The following is a 15,598-nucleotide window of genomic DNA, read 5'->3' as shown; positions in this document are numbered from 1 at the left end:
ATCGGTGTTCTCCGTCCCAGCCGTCTCCCGGTGCGGCCCGGAGGGGCTCGGAGGAAGACGGAACGGACAGCGGAGTCCGCGCGCTCGGGGCGCGTTCAGGCGTGCGGAACCAGGTTCTCCTCGGTGCCGAGGTGATCCATACCGGTGTCGGTGTACATCGTCGTCTCGCCGTCGGACCAGCGCACGACGAGGTCGTCGGTGCGGTGATCGCCGGTGAAACTGCCCGTGGTCATCACCGTGTTGTGGGTCCAGAGCCCGTTGGGGTTCTGGATGCGTGCCTCGGTGCCGAGGGCGGAGACGGAGGTGCCGACGTAGTTGTCGAGTTCACCGTCCTTCCACTGAACCATCAGGTCCCACTTCTGGTTGCCCGAGAACTCGCCGCTGGTGAGCAGTGTGGCGTTCTGCCAGGTGGAGTTGGGGTCCTTGAGCTTGTGCTCCTGTCCGAAGCTGCCCGCGCTCACATTGGTGTAGAGGGTGAGTTCGCCGTCGGACCAGCGCACCATCAGGTCGGTGACGTAGGTGGAGGCGTTGAAGCGGCCCGCGGCGATCTGGGTGGCGTGCTGCCACGTCGGATTGGGGCCGGTCATCCGGGTGCCGGTCCAGTCGAGCCCTTTGGCGCCGACGTCGCCGTAGAGCGTGACCTCACCGTCGGACCAGCGCACCATGAGGTCGAACTGGTTCGAGCCGGTGAAGTCGCCCGCGGTGATGGTCTCCGCGTGGGTCCAGGTGGAGTTGGGGGCCAGCAACCGCCGTTCGGAGACGAAGCGGCCGTGGGCGTCGTCGGTGTAGAGGGTCACCTCGCCGTCCGTCCACACCACGATCAGATCGCTGTGGCCGGCGCCGTTGAAGTCGCCCGCGGCCATGAGCCTGGCGTGCTTCCAGGTCTCGCCATTGCCCATGGAGTAGGGCAGGGGCGGCTGGTGGTAGGCGCCATGGTCGGTGTGGAGGCCGTTCTGGGCGTCGTCGTAGAGCTGGAAGAACCGGTCGCCGTGCAGCGGGCTGTAGGTGATCCGGTTGTACAGCGGGTTGTCGGCGGGCACATCGGGGCCACCCTTCAGGAAGCCGCCCACATTGCCGATGATCTGGCCGGTGTCACCCGAAGGGTCGAGCGAGGAGAACCACGGTCCACCGGAAACCCCGCCCCACATGCCGCCGCAGTCGATCTGCATCTGGTAGTAGGCCGGCAGCGGAGCCGTCGAGACGTCGGGGCAGCGGAAGGCGCGGTCCTGCGGGTTGTGGCCGATCATCGGGTAGCCGATGACGGTCACCTTGTTGACGAACCCGGGCGTGCGGACGAGGGTGTTGGCGCCCACGACGTCCTGGACCTCGCGGCCGTTGTCGGCCTTCAGGCTCCCGAACGCGAAGTCCAGGTCGGATTCGGGGCTCTTGTCCGAGGCGTACCGCGCGTCGCGGAACCACTCCTGAACCAGCCACATCCCGTACGGCTGGTCGGCTCCCGACTTCGTGTGGTCGTACTTGGGTACGAACACGGCCTTGTCGCCGACACAGTGGCCGGCGGTGAGGATGAGGTTGCGTCCTTTGCTGCGCACGACACTCGCCGTGCAGTAGTGGGCTTTCATGCCCTTGTCCGTGTTGAAGAGCACGCCGACGGACTTGACGCCGTCGAAGTGTTCGCCGTCGATCCTGGCGGCGACGGCCCGCTTCCCGCGCGGCGCCGTCCAGCCCGGTGGCCGGGCGATACGGCCTGAGGGGTCGGTCGCCGAGGCCATGCGCCGGGGCGTCCAGAAGCGGAGGGCGTTCTGAACCGTCCAGTTGTCGGCGTCGGCGTCGGCGTCGGCGTCGGCGTTGATGTTGGTGCCGGTCCCGGTGCCGGTGCCGGTGCCGGTGCCGGTCGGAGACGGCGTGATGGGCGTCGAGGGCCTCGGTACGTTGTCGGTCCCGCCGGTGGGTGCCGGCTCGGCCGTCGAGGGTCCGGTGGGCGCCTGAGCCGGTGTGGCGGCCTGGGCCACTGCGGCGTTTCCGAGCAGTAGCGCGGCGCACAGCGCGGCGGCGGTCCCCAGCCGTATTCGTGAATAACGCAAGTACATCTGCTCCAGGTCGGACACGCCGGACGGCATGGTGGGCGTCCGTGCGTGAGGTGGGCGGCCGTCGCGACGTGCGAGGCCGTGTCTTCGTTTCCACGGACTTCGATCCGCCGCTTCGGATGTCGAGCACCGCCCCCGCGTGCTACGGCAGCCGAGGTGAGCCCATCCGGACGACGATCCCGCAGACCGCCGCGCGCACATGTCGGCCCTGTGCGTCGGTCATCTCTATCGAGGCGCCGTAGTCGTTGCGAGCGGGGTGTGGTGGCCGCACATCGATGCCGGCGTCGTCTTCGGCCGGCAGGAAGCAGCTCCCGTGAGGGGAGGCGGACGTCTCGTAGAAGAGCGGGAATTCGATGCTGCGGCCGGGGTTCAGCACGTGCCGCACCGGCGCGGGCGCCTTCGGTCTCGACGAGACCGAAGGCCCCTTGCCCGCGTGGACCTCCACATCCGGGTAACCGTCGAAGGCGCACGGCGTGGTGCCGGTGTTGGCCGCGCTCAACAGGGCCGCGGACGCGTTCCTCGGGTTCCCGGTGAGACGCGTCAGTTTCCACCGCAGCTGCCGGGTTCCGCATCCGGCAGCCCGGCTTCCTCCCGCCGAGGCGGAGGCGGTTGTCCGTGACGGTTCGGTGGTCGGCCGTGCGGCCCCGTGGTCGCCGGCACCACAGGCTGTGGCAGACAGAACCAGGCCCAGACTGATGCCGATGACCGCCGCGGTCCGCCGTGCCATGAGAACTTCCCCCGGGCGAAGCCGTTCCCGCGAGGGCCGGGTGCCCCCACTCCTGCCTCCCCGACAGGGAGATGCGAACAGGCCCGGGCAGGTTCCCGGGTGCCTCGCCGGGCTCCGGGTCTGCGTGCCTGCCTGACATGGTCCGATGGGCGGCGGCCGCGCGCCCCGCCGCAGTTGTGGCACTCCGTGCGGGCCGCTGTCCGGACGGCCGCCAGGCGCGTCGTAAATCGATGGCGTCGTGGCCCGCGTGCCCCTAGAGTCGGAGCCGTTCGAGGAGTCGGAGCCGTTCGAGCGGCGACCTCGGGTTGCCGTGCCGATGTGGACTGTTTGGGAGGTGTGACCGATGGCTGTCGTTGAGATGGGCGCTGCCCGCATCCAGAAGTTCATCAAGTCCACCTTCGTGGCCGCCGGCTGACCTTCCTCTTTACTTCGCGCCGCAGTGCGCGTCGCCGGGGCCGCCCTTGTGAAGGGTCTCCCTTGACTTCCAGCTCCGCTTTCCCGATCTCGTCCGCCTCCCTGGGGCTCTCCCCGCTCGTTTCCCTCGGCTGGGACGACGCCTGGGCGGAAGAGTTCGCTCCCTACGACTCCGAAGGGCTCGTCGCGGGACGGGTGATCCGGGTCGACCGCGGCCAGTGCGATGTCGCCACCACCGACGGGGTCGTCCGCGCCGACACCGCGTTCGTGACGCCGCACGATCCGCTGCGGGTCGTGTGCACCGGCGACTGGGTCGCCGTCGAACCGTCAGGCAACCCGCGCTACGTACGGGCGTATCTGCCGCGCCGTACGGCCTTCGTGCGTTCCACCTCCTCCAAGCGGTCCGAGGGGCAGATCCTCGCGGCCAACGTCGACCACGCCGTCATCGCCGTCTCGCTCGCCGTGGAACTCGACCTCGGCCGTGTCGAACGCTTCCTCGCATTGGCCTGGGAGTCCGGCGCACAGCCCGTGGTCGTCCTCACCAAGGCCGACCTGGTTCCGGAGGCGGCGACCCTCGGGCACCTCGTCGAGGACGTGGAGACCTCCGCGCCGGGGGTTCCCGTGCTCGCCGTCAGCTCCGCGACGGGGTCGGGGCTCGACCTCCTCGAAGCCGTGCTCGCCGGCGGTACGGCCGTCCTGCTCGGGCAGTCCGGCGCGGGCAAGTCGACCCTGGCCAACGCGTTGCTGGGCGAGGACGTCATGGACGTACGGGCCACCCGCGACATGGACGGCAAGGGGCGGCACACCACGACGACCCGCAACCTTCTCGCGCTGCCCGGCGGCGGTGTCCTCATCGACACCCCGGGGCTGCGCGGAGTCGGACTCTGGGACGCCGAGAGCGGGGTCGGACAGGTGTTCTCCGAGATCGAGGAGTTCGCCGCCGACTGCCGCTTCCAGGACTGCGCCCATGTCGCCGAGCCCGGGTGCGCGGTGCTGACGGCCGTCGACTCCGGCGAACTGTCGGAGCGACGCCTGGAGAGCTACCGCAAGCTGCTCCGCGAGAACCAGCGGATCGTCGCCAAGACGGACGCGCGTGCCCGCGCCGAGATCCGCCGGGACTGGAAGCGCAAGAACGCGGAGGGCCGCGCCGCCATGGAGGTCAAGCGCGGACGCTGGTAGCCCGGGACGGGGTGGAGGGCGCGGATTCCCCGCGTCCGCCACCCCGCCGGACCGCGTCCTCCACCTCGCCGGGCCGCGCCCTCCACCCCGGAAGGCCGGGTCCGCACCGCGGACCGTTGTGTGGTTCGGCGTGGTGCGGCGTGGCGTGGGCCCGGGCTGTCGCCCGGGCGGAAGCGCCGTGTCCGATTTCCGCCAGCCCCGTCGTGGGGGCCGGGCCACACTGGAAGGGTGAACGACGAGGACGCCAGGTACGAGGAAACCAGGTACGAGGCCGTGCGGAGCCGGGACGCCCGGTTCGACGGAGAGTTCTTCTTCGCCGTGCGGACGACGGGGATCTACTGCAGGCCCAGCTGCCCCGCGGTGACGCCGAAGCAGCGGAACGTGCGGTTCTACGCGACGGCCGCCGCCGCGCAGGGCTCGGGCTTCCGGGCCTGCCGCAGATGCCGACCGGACGCGGTGCCGGGCTCCGCGGCCTGGAACGTACGGGCCGATGTCGTAGGCCGGGCCATGCGCCTGATCGGTGACGGGGTGGTGGACCGCGAGGGCGTCGGAGGCCTCGCCGCGCGCCTCGGCTACAGCACCCGCCAGGTCCAGCGGCAGCTCACGGCGGAGGTCGGCGCGGGCCCGGTCGCGCTCGCCAGGGCCCAGCGGGCGCACACCGCGCGGATCCTGCTCCAGACCACCGAACTCCCCGTCACCCAGATCGCGTTCGCGGCCGGGTTCGCCAGCGTGCGCCAGTTCAACGAGACGATCCGCGCGGTCTACGCGTCGACACCGAGCGAGCTGCGCGCCGCCGCGCCGCGCACCGGCCCCGCGGCCCGGAGCGCGGCCACCCCCGGCGCCGGCGTCCCACTGCGTCTCGCCTACCGTGGGCCGTACCAGTCCGCCGCCGTCTTCGACCTGCTGGCCGGCGAGGCCGTCCCGGGTGTCGAGGCCGTCGTCGGGAGCCGTGGCAGTCGTACGTACCGGCGCACGCTCCGGCTGCCGTACGGCACGGGAATCGTGGCCGTCGAAGAGCGGCCGGGCACAGGCGCGGGCCGTCACCGGGCCGGCGGGACGAGCCGTACCGCGCCCACAGCGGACCCTGCCGACGCCGCGCATCTCGGCGGCTGGCTCGACGCCCGTCTGCACCTCACCGATCTGAGGGACCTCACCACCGCCGTACAGCGGCTGCGGCGCCTGTTCGACCTCGACGCCGATCCGTACGCCGTCGACGAGCGCCTGGGAGCCGACGCCCGGCTGGGTCCGCTGGTCGCGGCGCGGCCGGGCCTGCGGTCGCCGGGCGCCGCCGATCCGGACGAGCCGGCGGTGCGCGCGCTGGTCGGGGCGGCGCAGGCCGAGCGGCTGGTGCTGCGGTACGGGAAGGCGCTGGACGCCCCGTGCGGCACGCTCACGCATCTCTTCCCCGAGGCCGCCGTACTCGCGGAGGCGGAGCCCGACGGCCCGCTCGGCGCGCTGACGGCCGCCCTCGCCGACGGCACCCTGCGTCTCGACCCGGGCGCCGACCGCGAAGAAGCGCGGGCGGTACTGCTCGCGCTGCCCGGCATCGACGAGGGGACCGCCGCCGTCATCCGCACCCGGGCCCTCGGCGACCCGGACGTGGCACCGCCCGGCGCGGACGCCCCGGACACCTGGCGCCCGTGGCGCTCGTATGCCGTCCAACACCTCAGAGTAGCGGGGGAGTTGTAGCCCGACGGCCCGAACGGGCGGCGGTTTCACCGGACGTCCGGCAGGTCGCTCGCTCCTGAGTCGCACGGCTCCGGGGACGCCGTGTTCCCCTCGTCAGTCGACGAGGCCCCAGCTGTGGATCCGCCTCGGATGGATCCGGATCAGTTCCTCGCTGAAGTGCGGTCCCAAGTCGTGTGCGCCTGTCAGGAGTTCCGCCTCTCCACGGATGTCGATGCCTCGGACCTTCCACGGCTCGAGGCTGACGATGTCGTCGACGACCAGGGCGACCTTCGGGTTCTTCCGAAGGTTGCGCCACTTCTTCGTGGTGCCCATCGCGTAACCGCCGATCAGGATCGTTCCGTCCTCCTGCGGGAAGAAGCCGACGGGGTTGGCCTGGGGTTGCCCGAGAGGGTCGACGGTGGCCAGCCGTCCCAGCCGCTGGGACCTCAGATACGCGCGCTCGGCTTCACTGAATTCCGTCATGACCGCAGCCAAACACGCCCCAGCGCGCGGCGCATCGGGTTCTGGACCTAGGCCCGGGGGAGGAGCCCATCTCCTGCGGAACCTCGCGCGGACCGGCGCGCGTGACCTCGTCCGGCCCTGTCCGGTCGCATTTCGGTCCCATCAGGTCTCATCGGGTCCCATCAGGTCCCATATGGTCGTGTCCGGTCACGTTCGGGCGCGTCCGATCGTGTGATGGTGCGATGCGAGGACTCACGGGCGGGGAAGCGATGGCCCATGACCCGCGCGATCATGTTCCGGCGTCTGCTCGTCCCCTTGGTGGCCGCCCTGGTCCTCGCCGCCCCGAGCGAGATCACCGAAGCCCGGTCCGCGCCCGGCCGGAGCGCCCCGAGGCCGGCCGGGACCTGGACGGGCACCTGGGAGGCCGCGGCCTCGGGTACCGTGCCCGCGTTGCCGGGTGCCTCGATCCGCAACGTCGTGCACACCAGTGTCGGCGGCCGGGCCGCTCGCGTCCGTATCTCCAACCGGCTCGGCATGAGAGCACTCCAACTCGGCTCCGTGACACTGGCGTTGCAGCGGCCGGGCGAACCGATGAGTCCCGGGGCCGTCGAGGGCTCCGTACGCGCGGTCACCTTCGCCGGCGCGGGATCGGTCACCGTACCCGCCGGCCGGGACGTGTTCAGCGACCCCGTCGCCCTGCCGGTCCCCGCCGACGCCAATCTCCTGGTCTCGGTGCACACCCCGGCCGACTCGGGCCCGGCGACCTACCACCGCTCGGCGCTCCAGGCCAACTTCATCGCGCCCCGGGGCGATCGGACCGCGGAGGAGAGCGGCGCCGCCTACACCACCACCGTCGCCAGCTGGTACTACGTGACCGGCGTGGACGTGCTCGGCCCCTTTGCCGCGGGCAGTGTGGTCGCGCTCGGCGACTCGATCACCGACGGCTCCGGCTCCTCGGCCGGCGCCAATCACCGCTGGCCCGACCGGCTCGCCGACCGGCTGCGCGTCCTTCCCGCGTATCGCAGGCCCGGTGTCCTCAACGCGGGGATCGCCGGGAACCGCGTCCTGCTCGCCGACCGGGGCCCGAGCGCGCTGACGCGTCTGGACACCGACGTCTTCTCCCGCGCGGGCGTCCGCACGATGATCGTCCTGGAGGGCATCAACGACATCAAGGGGACACCGGAGCAGAAGGACCCCCGCGTCCTGGAGAACGCCTACCGGCTCGTCGTGAGCCGCGCGCACGCCCGCGGCATCCGGGTCATCGGCGCCACGATCACCCCGTACGGCGGTCATGCCGCGTACACCCCGGCCCGGGAAGCCGTGCGGCAGGCTGTCAACGCCGCCATCCGCACGCACCGGATCTTCGACGAGGTCGCGGACTTCGACGCCACCGTCCGCGACCCGGCCCGTCCGAGCCGGATCCTCCCGGCCTACGACCCCGGCGACCACCTGCACTTCAACGACGCCGGCATGCGCGCGCTGGCCGGCGCGATCGACCTGCGCTCCCTCGTGCCGACGCCGTACGGGCGCCGGCCCAGGCCCGCGGAGGCCCGGACGCGCGTGCCCGTCCGCCCGCTCAGCCCCAGATCACCGCGCCCAGCCAAGCGCCCATGATCAACAGACAGGCGAAGAGCTCCGTCAGCACGCTCCAGCCGCCCGCCCGCATCGCGGTCCGCACCGAGGCCTTCGCCTGTCCGTGCCCGCCGAGGCGCAGCCGCTCGCCGAGGTAGATCCCGCCGACGAAACCGGGGACGGTGCCGATGACCGGCACCAGGAAGAAGCCGAGGATCGCCCCGCCACCCGCGTACACCGCCATTCGGGTGGTGGCGCCGCTCTCGCGCAGCCGTCGCGGCGGCAGCATCCAGCGGATGGCCTGAGCGAGCAGCAGGACCGCGGTCGCACCGACGAGGACGCCCCAGGACAGGGCCTGCGGGTAGCTCAGCGCCCACCACAGGACCGCGGCCCATACGAGCCACGACCCCGGCAGACCGGGCACCAGTACTCCGGCCAGGCCGAGCAGAATCACCACGCCGACCAGCAGGAGTTCCCACACTCCCATCTGCCCAGCCTGCCCGAGCGGGCGGGAAACCGCAGGTCAGTCCCGCGCCACCCAGCCGCGCTCGTACGCGTGCCAGCCCAGTTGCAGCCGGGTCGTCACACCGGTCAGCTCCATCAGGCGCTTCACCCGGCGCTGTACGGTCCTGAGGCCCAGGTCGAGCTGTTTGGCGACGCTCGCGTCGGTGAGCCCCGCGAGGAGGAGGGAGAGTATCTCCAGGTCGGTGCAGTCCGGGCCGTCCGGTTCCTGCTCCAGCACGCCCCGGCTGCCCAGCCGCAGCGGCAGCGCGTCCCGCCACACCGACTGGAACAGCCCCGACAACAGCTCCAGGAGCCCGCTCGCGTGCACGACCAGTGCGGCCGGCTCCGAGGTGTGCGAGGTGAGCGGCACCATCGCGAGCGCCCGGTCGGCGATCACCAGCTTGGTGGGCACCTGGTCCACGACCCGCACCTGCTCGTCGCGGCCGAGCGCCGCGGACAGTTCGCCGATCCCGCCGGGCTGGCCGAGGACGGACCGCTCGACGACCACCCGGTAACCGACACCCCGGCCCGCGGCCTGCTCCTCGGCGTCGTTGTCCGCGCCGGAGACCACCATCGGGGTCCCGGTGACCAGCGCGCACACCTCGTCGCTTGCGCCCAGCTGGAGCTGGAGGAAGCGCTGTGAGACCGCCGCCGCGCCGATCACCACCTCGACCAGGTCGTGCACGGCCGGTTCGCCGGCCGCGCCCCGGTACTCCTCGGCCAGCAGCGCGGCCGCCAGTTCCGCCTTCTCCAGCTCGTGGCGCTGCTGGGTGAGCAGCGCGCCGAGGGCGACTCCCGGCGGCGCGGCGACCCAGCGTCCGGGCCGCGCCGAGGACTGGGCGGCGAGACCGTGCCGTTCCAGGCGGCGCAGCGCGCGCTCCGTCTCGTACTCGCCGAGCGTGAGCCGACGCGCGAGATCGGGCACCTCGGCGGCGCCCACGGACACCAGCGCGCGGTACGCCGCCTCGTGGGTCTCGTCCAGACCTATCGCTCCCAGCATGCGGCGAAGTCCCTCCCGTGGATGCGTTTCCGGCCGGTCGGCGGAGCCGTGGCGGAAATCGGCCACGGCACGAACCCGCCCCGGCACATCATCGCCGCACCCCCCGCCCCTCTGACAAGCTCACGTCATCGCGGCATCAACTACCGTCCGTAATAACCCGCTTGGGCTCGACCTGTGTGAAAGCGGCAGTACGGGCTCGCGGTCCGCGACCGTCGATCACCGAGCTCCCGGCGGCAGGCAGGTCGCATTCGATGCCGGACCGGTGCTGGACCCGGTGCCGAACCGGCCGACGCCAAAGGCGATTCGGCCATCCGGGCCGTGACCCGGGCCTGTCCCGACGGGCGTCGGGCCCTGGCCGCCCAGGCGCCGCCGGGCGGTTCTCCCGTGGGGGCGGGACCGTCCGGCGGTCAGGTGTTCGCGCGTTTCGGTGCGCATCCCTGTTCGAAGATTCACTCGGTACGCCGTTCGACGGCCCGCACCTTGGCCGGTTTTTCCGGATGCCCCGTTTTCAACCGGCTCTCTCGGTGGACAATCGGGAGCATGAGCCAGCAGGGGGAGAAGCCCACCGGTCACGAGGACGACTGGTGGAGGCAGTTGTACGACGACTCCACCGAGGACACGGGGCCCGCGGCCGTGGCCGATTCCCTCGACGACCGGTTCGCGTCGGCGTCGGGGACGCTCGGGAGCGGGCTCGATCCGGGTCCGGAATCCGGGTCGGACGCGCGGCCCGCCTCGCAACCGCCGGACGCGAGGCCCGTGTTGGAACCGAGGTCCGCGTCGGATGCGAGGTCCGTGCAGGATTTGCCGTCCTCGCGCGGACGCGGCTCCGCCCGGCGGTCCGACGCACGCGGTCCCGACGGTCCGCCGCGCCCGGAGCTGCCGCCGACCGTCCCGGGGCCGTCGTCTCCCGGACCGGGAAAGCAGCCCCCCTCCATGCCGAGGCAGCCTCCCGCCGTATCGGGGCAGCCCGGTGGCCCTCCGGCCACCACCGCCGGACCGGGCGCGGCCCCGCGCGACGAGACGGCCTCCCGGCCCGGCCGCTGGGAGCGCGGCCCGGTGCCCGGGCCCGGTGCCGACACGGGGCCGCCCGGCCGCGGCGGATCCCCTTCGGAGCCGCCGTCCTGGGAGCCCACCCCCTGGGAGCCCACGGCGTGGGAGCCGCCGTCCTGGGAGCTCCCGCCCACCGGCCCGGCCCCGGCCGTTCCCCCGCCCTTCCCGCCCGGCCCGAAACCGCCGGGGTTCACCGCGGAGGAGCCCCACCCGGACGCGCCCCGGGACGCCCGGAGTGACACGTCCCCGGAGCCTCCGGCGGCGCAGGTGCCCGTGTCGAGGGCGCCGTCGGACGTGCCGCCGAAACCCGAGGCGGCTCCTGCCCGGTCCCCGGCGGCGGCGCCCCCGGCGCCCGCGCTGCCGAGCACCACCGGGGGCTTCCGGACACCACCTCCCGAGTCGGCGTCCGAGGAGACGCCCGCGGGTGAACCCCCGGCGACGGCCCTGTCCGTCGTCCAGCCGCCGGCCCCTGTCGGTCACGTCGGCTCCGGGCCGCCCACCTACGACCCCGAACCGACCGCGCTGCCGCCCGCCGAGCCGGACGAACTCGGTGACCTGGTCGCCGACACCGTGCTGGACGGCGCACGGTACGGAACGAGCACCCTGCGGGCCGTGTCCGTGCGCGGGGACTCGGCGCGGTACCGGGGCGAGCCCCGCCGGGACGCGCTGCTCACCGCCCGGTTCGGTACGGGCGAGCAGGCGCTCGTCCTGGTGGCCATGGCGACCGGCGCCCGCGCCACATCGGGCGCGCACCGGGCCGCGGCGGAGGCGTGCCAGTGGATCGGGCAGGCCGTCGGGCGCAGCCACGAGCGGCTGGCCGACGACATCAGGGCCGCCCGGCGCGGCGACCTGAAGTCCGGGCTGCACCGGCTCACCGACCGCAGCCTCGGCAGACTGCGGGCGAGCGCGGCGGAGCAGGGCGTCGAACCCGAGGAGTACACCGCCGGCCTGCGCTGTCTGCTGCTGCCCGCCGATCCGGAGTGCCGTACCCGCGTCTTCTTCGGCGTCGGCGCGGGCGGTCTGTTCAGGCTGCGGGACGGCGAGTGGCAGGACATCGAACCGCGGGTCGCCGACACCGCCGGGGAGGCCGTCGTCGGGTTCGGGTCGCTGCCCCACGAGACCCCCGAGGGCGACCGGCTCACCATGGACCTGGGCATCACGACGCCCCCGAGCCCGTACGAACCCGCCCCCAGGCCGCCGCGCGCGCCGTTCCGGTTCCGGGCCTCGGTCGCCCGCCCGGGTGACACGCTCCTGCTGTGCACGGGCGGCCTGGCCGAGCCGCTGCGGGGTGAACCCGAGCTGGCCGAGCACCTGACGGCAAGGTGGTCGGCGGGGGAGCCGCCCGGCCTCGCCGCGTTCCTCGCGGACAGCCTGGTGCGGGTCAAGGGGTACGCCGACGACCGGACGGCCGCCGCCGTGTGGGAGGCGTAAGCGCGCAGGGTGTGAATTGATGGAACCGAGGGACGAGCCGAAGGAACAGGGGGACCCGGGACACCCGAGGGCATCGAGAATCACGAAGAGGTGCGTGCAGCATGGCCAAGCAGAACGTCGCCGAGCAGTTCGTCGACATCCTCGTCCGCGCGGGCGTCAAACGGCTGTACGGAGTCGTGGGCGACAGTCTCAACCCGGTGGTGGACGCGATCCGGCGCAACGCGGCCATCGACTGGGTCCAGGTCCGCCACGAGGAGACCGCGGCCTTCGCGGCGGGCGCCGAGGCCCAGATCACCGGCAAGCTCGCGGCCTGCGCCGGCTCCTGCGGCCCGGGCAACCTCCACCTCATCAACGGCCTGTACGACGCGCACCGCTCGATGGCCCCGGTACTGGCCCTCGCCTCGCAGATTCCCTCCAGCGAGATCGGCCTCGGCTACTTCCAGGAGACCCATCCCGACCAGCTCTTCCGCGAGTGCAGTCACTACAGCGAACTCATCTCCAGTCCGAAACAGATGCCGCGGCTGCTCCAGACCGCCATTCAGCACGCGGTGGGCCGGTCCGGTGTCAGCGTGGTCTCGCTGCCCGGCGACATCGCCTCCGAGCCCGCCCCGGACAAGACCGTCGAGACGGCCCTCGTCACCTCCCGGCCCAGCGTCCGGCCGGGCGACACCGAGATCGACAAGCTCGTCGCGATGATCGACGAGGCGGAGAAGGTCACGCTGTTCTGCGGCAGCGGCACGGCGGGCGCGCACGCCGAGGTCATGGAGTTCGCCGAGAAGATCAAGTCCCCGGTCGGGCACGCGCTGCGCGGCAAGGAATGGATTCAGTACGACAACCCGTTCGACGTCGGGATGAGCGGGCTCCTCGGCTACGGCGCGGCCTACGAGGCGACCCATGAGTGCGACCTCCTCATCCTGCTGGGCACCGACTTCCCGTACAACGCCTTCCTTCCCGACGACGTCAAGATCGTTCAAGTCGACGTGCGTCCCGAACACCTGGGACGCCGATCGAAGCTGGACCTGGCGGTGTGGGGCGATGTGCGGGAGACGCTGCGCTGCGTGATCCCGAGGGTGCGACCCAAGGGCAATAGGCGCTTTCTCGACAAAATGCTGAAGAAACACGCGGACGCCCTCGAAGGGGTCGTCAAGGCGTACACCCGCAAGGTCGACAGGCACGTCCCGATCCATCCCGAGTACGTCGCCTCCGTGCTCGACGAACTCGCCGACGACGACGCGGTGTTCACTGTTGATACCGGGATGTGCAACGTCTGGGCCGCCCGTTACATCTCGCCCAACGGCAGCCGCCGCGTGATCGGTTCGTTCTCGCACGGGTCGATGGCGAACGCGCTGCCGATGGCGATCGGCGCCCAGTTCACCGACCGGAAGCGGCAGGTCGTGTCGATGTCCGGCGACGGCGGATTCTCCATGCTGATGGGCGACTTCCTCACCCTCGTGCAGTACGACCTGCCGGTGAAGGTCGTTCTCTTCAACAACTCGTCCCTCGGGATGGTCGAGTTGGAGATGCTGGTCGCCGGGCTGCCCTCCTACGGCACCACCAACAAGAACCCGGACTTCGCGGCGGTGGCCCGCGCGTGCGGGGCGTACGGCGTCCGGGTCGAGAAGCCCAAGCAGCTCGCCGGCTCCCTCAAGGACGCCTTCCGCCACAAGGGCCCGGCCCTCGTCGACATCGTCACCGACCCGAACGCGCTGTCCATCCCGCCGAAGATCAGCGCGGACATGGTGACGGGCTTCGCGCTCTCGGCGTCCAAGATCGTGCTGGACGGCGGCGTCGGTCGCATGGTGCAGCTGGCCCGCTCCAACCTGCGCAACGTGCCTCGCCCGTAACGCCCGTAACGCCCGTACGCTCGTACCGCCTGTAACGCGTGTACCGGCTGTAACGCATGTACCGGCTGTCACGCCCGTCCGGGGCCGGGCGCGGATCCGGGGCCCGCCCCCGTCTCACGCCGGGGTCCAGCCTTCGTGCGCGTACCAGTAGTGCGGCAGGCCCTTGGTGCCGCTGACGCGGAACGGGACACCGTGGTCGTCGATGCGCTCGGTGCCGGTGCGGCCCTGCGAGGACCAGTCGAGTTCCAGGTACCAGCGGCAGTCGCAGCCTTCGGCTCGCGCGTCGACCATCAGCACCTCGGGGTCCGTCACGGACACCCGGTAGGGCATTTGCAGCGGCGGAGTGATCGTTCCGGCGTCATCGCCCGGGACCGCGCGGGCGATGGGCCGGTCCTTGTCCAGATCGACGGCGAACGAGTGGGGAGGCAGGTCGGCGCCGCAGCCCTGGCCCGTGGAGTAGACCCTGCCCTTCACCGGAGCTGAGCGTCCGACGACGCGGACCCGCAGTGCCTCCAGGACGACAGCCGCGTCCGTCCGCCCCTGCACGGTGATGTCGACAAAGGTCTGGTCGCCGTGCACCGCGTTCTGCGTCCGCGCCCACGGGGACGCGTCCTGCGGGGCCGGGGGCGGTGGCACCTCGTCGGGCGTCTTGTCGATGACGTAGTCGTGAAAGCAGCCGGTCGCCCAGCGATGGGAGTTCGCGGTCCAGGTGATGGGCGGGACGGCGGAGCCGGTCGTGGGGGAGGGGTGCGCGGACGGGCCCGGCGAGGCGTCCCGCTTGCCGGACACCTTCGGGGACGGCGTGCCGGGTCCCCCTCCGCGCGTGGCGGAGGCGGGTGCGGACGGCGTCGGGGAGCCGTGCCGCGCGTCCGCCGCGCTCGCGGTCCTGGTGCCGGAGGCCCGGTCGTCGCCGGTGGCCGAGGAGTGCCCGGACGGCAGGACGGAGAGGCTGCCCAGGGTGGCGGCCAACGCGGTCACGACAGCAGCGGTGACCGTGAGGCGGCGCCTGTACCAGGGCCTTCGCGAGGCGGGGCGCGACGCCGCGCCGTGCTGCTCGCGCGACGAGTCGGGGAGGCCTTCCGTGGGGTTGTCCCGGGGGCCGGGCGAGGGTGCGGGGGCTGCCGCGGGCACGGAGTCGGCGGCCGTCGTGGAAGTGAGGTCGGAAGAGGGGTCGGAAGAAGGGGCGGAAGTGGGGTCGGCGGTCAGCGCGGAGACGAGCTCAGGCGTCCCGTCGGCCGTGGGGTCCTCGCCGCCCGCCGAGAGTGCTTCGGAGACTCCCGGTACGGACGCGGTCGCCGTTCGGGACCGCTGTCGTGCCGCCACCGCCAGGATCCACCGCCGGTGCAGCTCGATCCGTTCGGCCGGGGTGGCCTCGCACAACGCGGCGAACCGCTCCACAGGTCCGAACCCGAGCGGCACCGCTTCCCCCGCGCAGTACCGGTGCAGAGTCGAGGCGTTCATGTTCAGGCGGCGCGCGAGCGCGGCGTAACTGCGGTCCGTGCGTGCTTTCAGACGCCGCAGCAGCGCCGCGAATTCCGCCACGTCGTCCTGGGATGACACCTGTTCTCCCCGCTTCACGTCCCAGGACGGCGTCCCAGGTACTCCCCCGTAGGAGAGGGGCGGAAGGCCCGGGACGGTTCCACCGTCGCGGCGGGGGCGCTGTCCCTTGCGCCCGGACCTCCGGGTGCCCGGACCTCCGGGC

General features: G+C 72.3%; 11 protein-coding genes. 5 read left to right on the top strand and 6 right to left on the bottom strand.

Features of this window, described 5'->3' with window-relative positions; all coding sequences use genetic code 11:
- Window positions 1-95 precede the first annotated feature (95 nt).
- Together ACFYW8_RS07845 and ACFYW8_RS07840 are read right to left on the bottom strand one after the other, a co-directional pair.
- The gene (locus tag ACFYW8_RS07845) at window positions 96-2,078 is read right to left on the bottom strand and encodes a trypsin-like serine peptidase (RefSeq protein WP_389068994.1); all 1,983 of its coding nucleotides are present in this window, start codon (window positions 2,076-2,078) and stop codon (window positions 96-98) included.
- 109 nt (window positions 2,079-2,187) lie between these two features.
- Window positions 2,188-2,772, bottom strand: a complete 585-nt coding sequence (locus ACFYW8_RS07840) for a DUF4232 domain-containing protein (protein WP_365868545.1) — start codon at window positions 2,770-2,772, stop codon at window positions 2,188-2,190.
- Between the two features lie 477 nt (window positions 2,773-3,249).
- Here ACFYW8_RS07840 and rsgA point away from each other — a divergent pair, with 477 nt between their 5' ends.
- Together rsgA and ACFYW8_RS07830 are read left to right on the top strand one after the other, a co-directional pair.
- Window positions 3,250-4,365 (top strand): ribosome small subunit-dependent GTPase A, encoded by a 1,116-nt coding sequence (gene rsgA / locus ACFYW8_RS07835; protein ID WP_389068991.1) that lies wholly within the window; start codon window positions 3,250-3,252, stop codon window positions 4,363-4,365.
- A 228-nt stretch (window positions 4,366-4,593) separates the two neighbouring features.
- Window positions 4,594-6,054: a DNA-3-methyladenine glycosylase 2 family protein gene (locus ACFYW8_RS07830; RefSeq protein ID WP_389068988.1), complete on the top strand. Its 1,461-nt coding sequence runs from the start codon at window positions 4,594-4,596 to the stop codon at window positions 6,052-6,054.
- A gap of 93 nt (window positions 6,055-6,147) precedes the next feature.
- Here the strand turns inward: ACFYW8_RS07830 and ACFYW8_RS07825 are convergent, their stop codons facing one another.
- A complete protein-coding gene (locus ACFYW8_RS07825) occupies window positions 6,148-6,516 on the bottom strand; it encodes a PPOX class F420-dependent oxidoreductase (RefSeq protein ID WP_365868541.1) in 369 nt (122 codons plus the stop codon).
- A gap of 255 nt (window positions 6,517-6,771) precedes the next feature.
- Between ACFYW8_RS07825 and ACFYW8_RS07820 the strand changes: the two genes are divergently transcribed.
- On the top strand, window positions 6,772-8,109 hold the full coding sequence (locus tag ACFYW8_RS07820) for an SGNH/GDSL hydrolase family protein (RefSeq protein WP_389068984.1): 1,338 nt from the start codon (window positions 6,772-6,774) through the stop codon (window positions 8,107-8,109).
- Here ACFYW8_RS07820 and ACFYW8_RS07815 read toward each other — a convergent pair.
- Window positions 8,072-8,554 (bottom strand): DUF456 domain-containing protein, encoded by a 483-nt coding sequence (locus ACFYW8_RS07815; protein ID WP_389068982.1) that lies wholly within the window; start codon window positions 8,552-8,554, stop codon window positions 8,072-8,074. The two genes, ACFYW8_RS07820 and ACFYW8_RS07815, sit on opposite strands and share 38 nt — an antisense overlap.
- 36 nt (window positions 8,555-8,590) lie before the next feature.
- A complete protein-coding gene (locus ACFYW8_RS07810; RefSeq protein ID WP_389068979.1) occupies window positions 8,591-9,571 on the bottom strand; it encodes a helix-turn-helix transcriptional regulator in 981 nt (326 codons plus the stop codon).
- Between the two features lie 933 nt (window positions 9,572-10,504).
- Between ACFYW8_RS07810 and ACFYW8_RS07805 the strand changes: the two genes are divergently transcribed.
- Together ACFYW8_RS07805 and ACFYW8_RS07800 are read left to right on the top strand one after the other, a co-directional pair.
- Entirely contained in the window at window positions 10,505-12,052 is a 1,548-nt protein-coding gene (locus tag ACFYW8_RS07805; RefSeq protein WP_389068977.1) for a protein phosphatase 2C domain-containing protein, read from the top strand.
- A gap of 101 nt (window positions 12,053-12,153) precedes the next feature.
- Window positions 12,154-13,896 (top strand): pyruvate dehydrogenase, encoded by a 1,743-nt coding sequence (locus tag ACFYW8_RS07800; RefSeq protein ID WP_389068974.1) that lies wholly within the window; start codon window positions 12,154-12,156, stop codon window positions 13,894-13,896.
- Window positions 13,897-14,010: 114 nt separating this feature from the next.
- Here ACFYW8_RS07800 and ACFYW8_RS07795 read toward each other — a convergent pair whose 3' ends face one another.
- On the bottom strand, window positions 14,011-15,456 hold the full coding sequence (locus tag ACFYW8_RS07795) for a helix-turn-helix domain-containing protein (protein WP_389068971.1): 1,446 nt from the start codon (window positions 15,454-15,456) through the stop codon (window positions 14,011-14,013).
- Window positions 15,457-15,598: the final 142 nt, after the last annotated feature.

It is taken from the genome of Streptomyces sp. NPDC002742 (assembly GCF_042888885.1).
In the GTDB taxonomy this organism is placed as follows: Bacteria; Actinomycetota; Actinomycetes; order Streptomycetales; family Streptomycetaceae; genus Streptomyces.
Note: the sequence above shows the minus strand (reverse complement) of the source record. Positions and strands in the feature narration are given on the sequence as shown.

Bases quoted from the DNA above. Each gene is read 5' to 3' on its own strand.
- ACFYW8_RS07840 (WP_365868545.1), bottom strand. From the start codon at position 2,772: ATGGCACGGCGGACCGCGGCGGTCATCGGCATCAGTCTGGGCCTGGTT.
- ACFYW8_RS07845 (WP_389068994.1), bottom strand. From the start codon at position 2,078: ATGCCGTCCGGCGTGTCCGACCTGGAGCAGATGTACTTGCGTTATTCA.
- ACFYW8_RS07810 (WP_389068979.1), bottom strand. From the start codon at position 9,571: ATGCTGGGAGCGATAGGTCTGGACGAGACCCACGAGGCGGCGTACCGC.
- ACFYW8_RS07825 (WP_365868541.1), bottom strand. From the start codon at position 6,516: ATGACGGAATTCAGTGAAGCCGAGCGCGCGTATCTGAGGTCCCAGCGG.
- ACFYW8_RS07820 (WP_389068984.1), top strand. From the start codon at position 6,772: ATGACCCGCGCGATCATGTTCCGGCGTCTGCTCGTCCCCTTGGTGGCC.
- ACFYW8_RS07800 (WP_389068974.1), top strand. From the start codon at position 12,154: ATGGCCAAGCAGAACGTCGCCGAGCAGTTCGTCGACATCCTCGTCCGC.
- ACFYW8_RS07815 (WP_389068982.1), bottom strand. From the start codon at position 8,554: ATGGGAGTGTGGGAACTCCTGCTGGTCGGCGTGGTGATTCTGCTCGGC.
- ACFYW8_RS07805 (WP_389068977.1), top strand. From the start codon at position 10,505: ATGCCGAGGCAGCCTCCCGCCGTATCGGGGCAGCCCGGTGGCCCTCCG.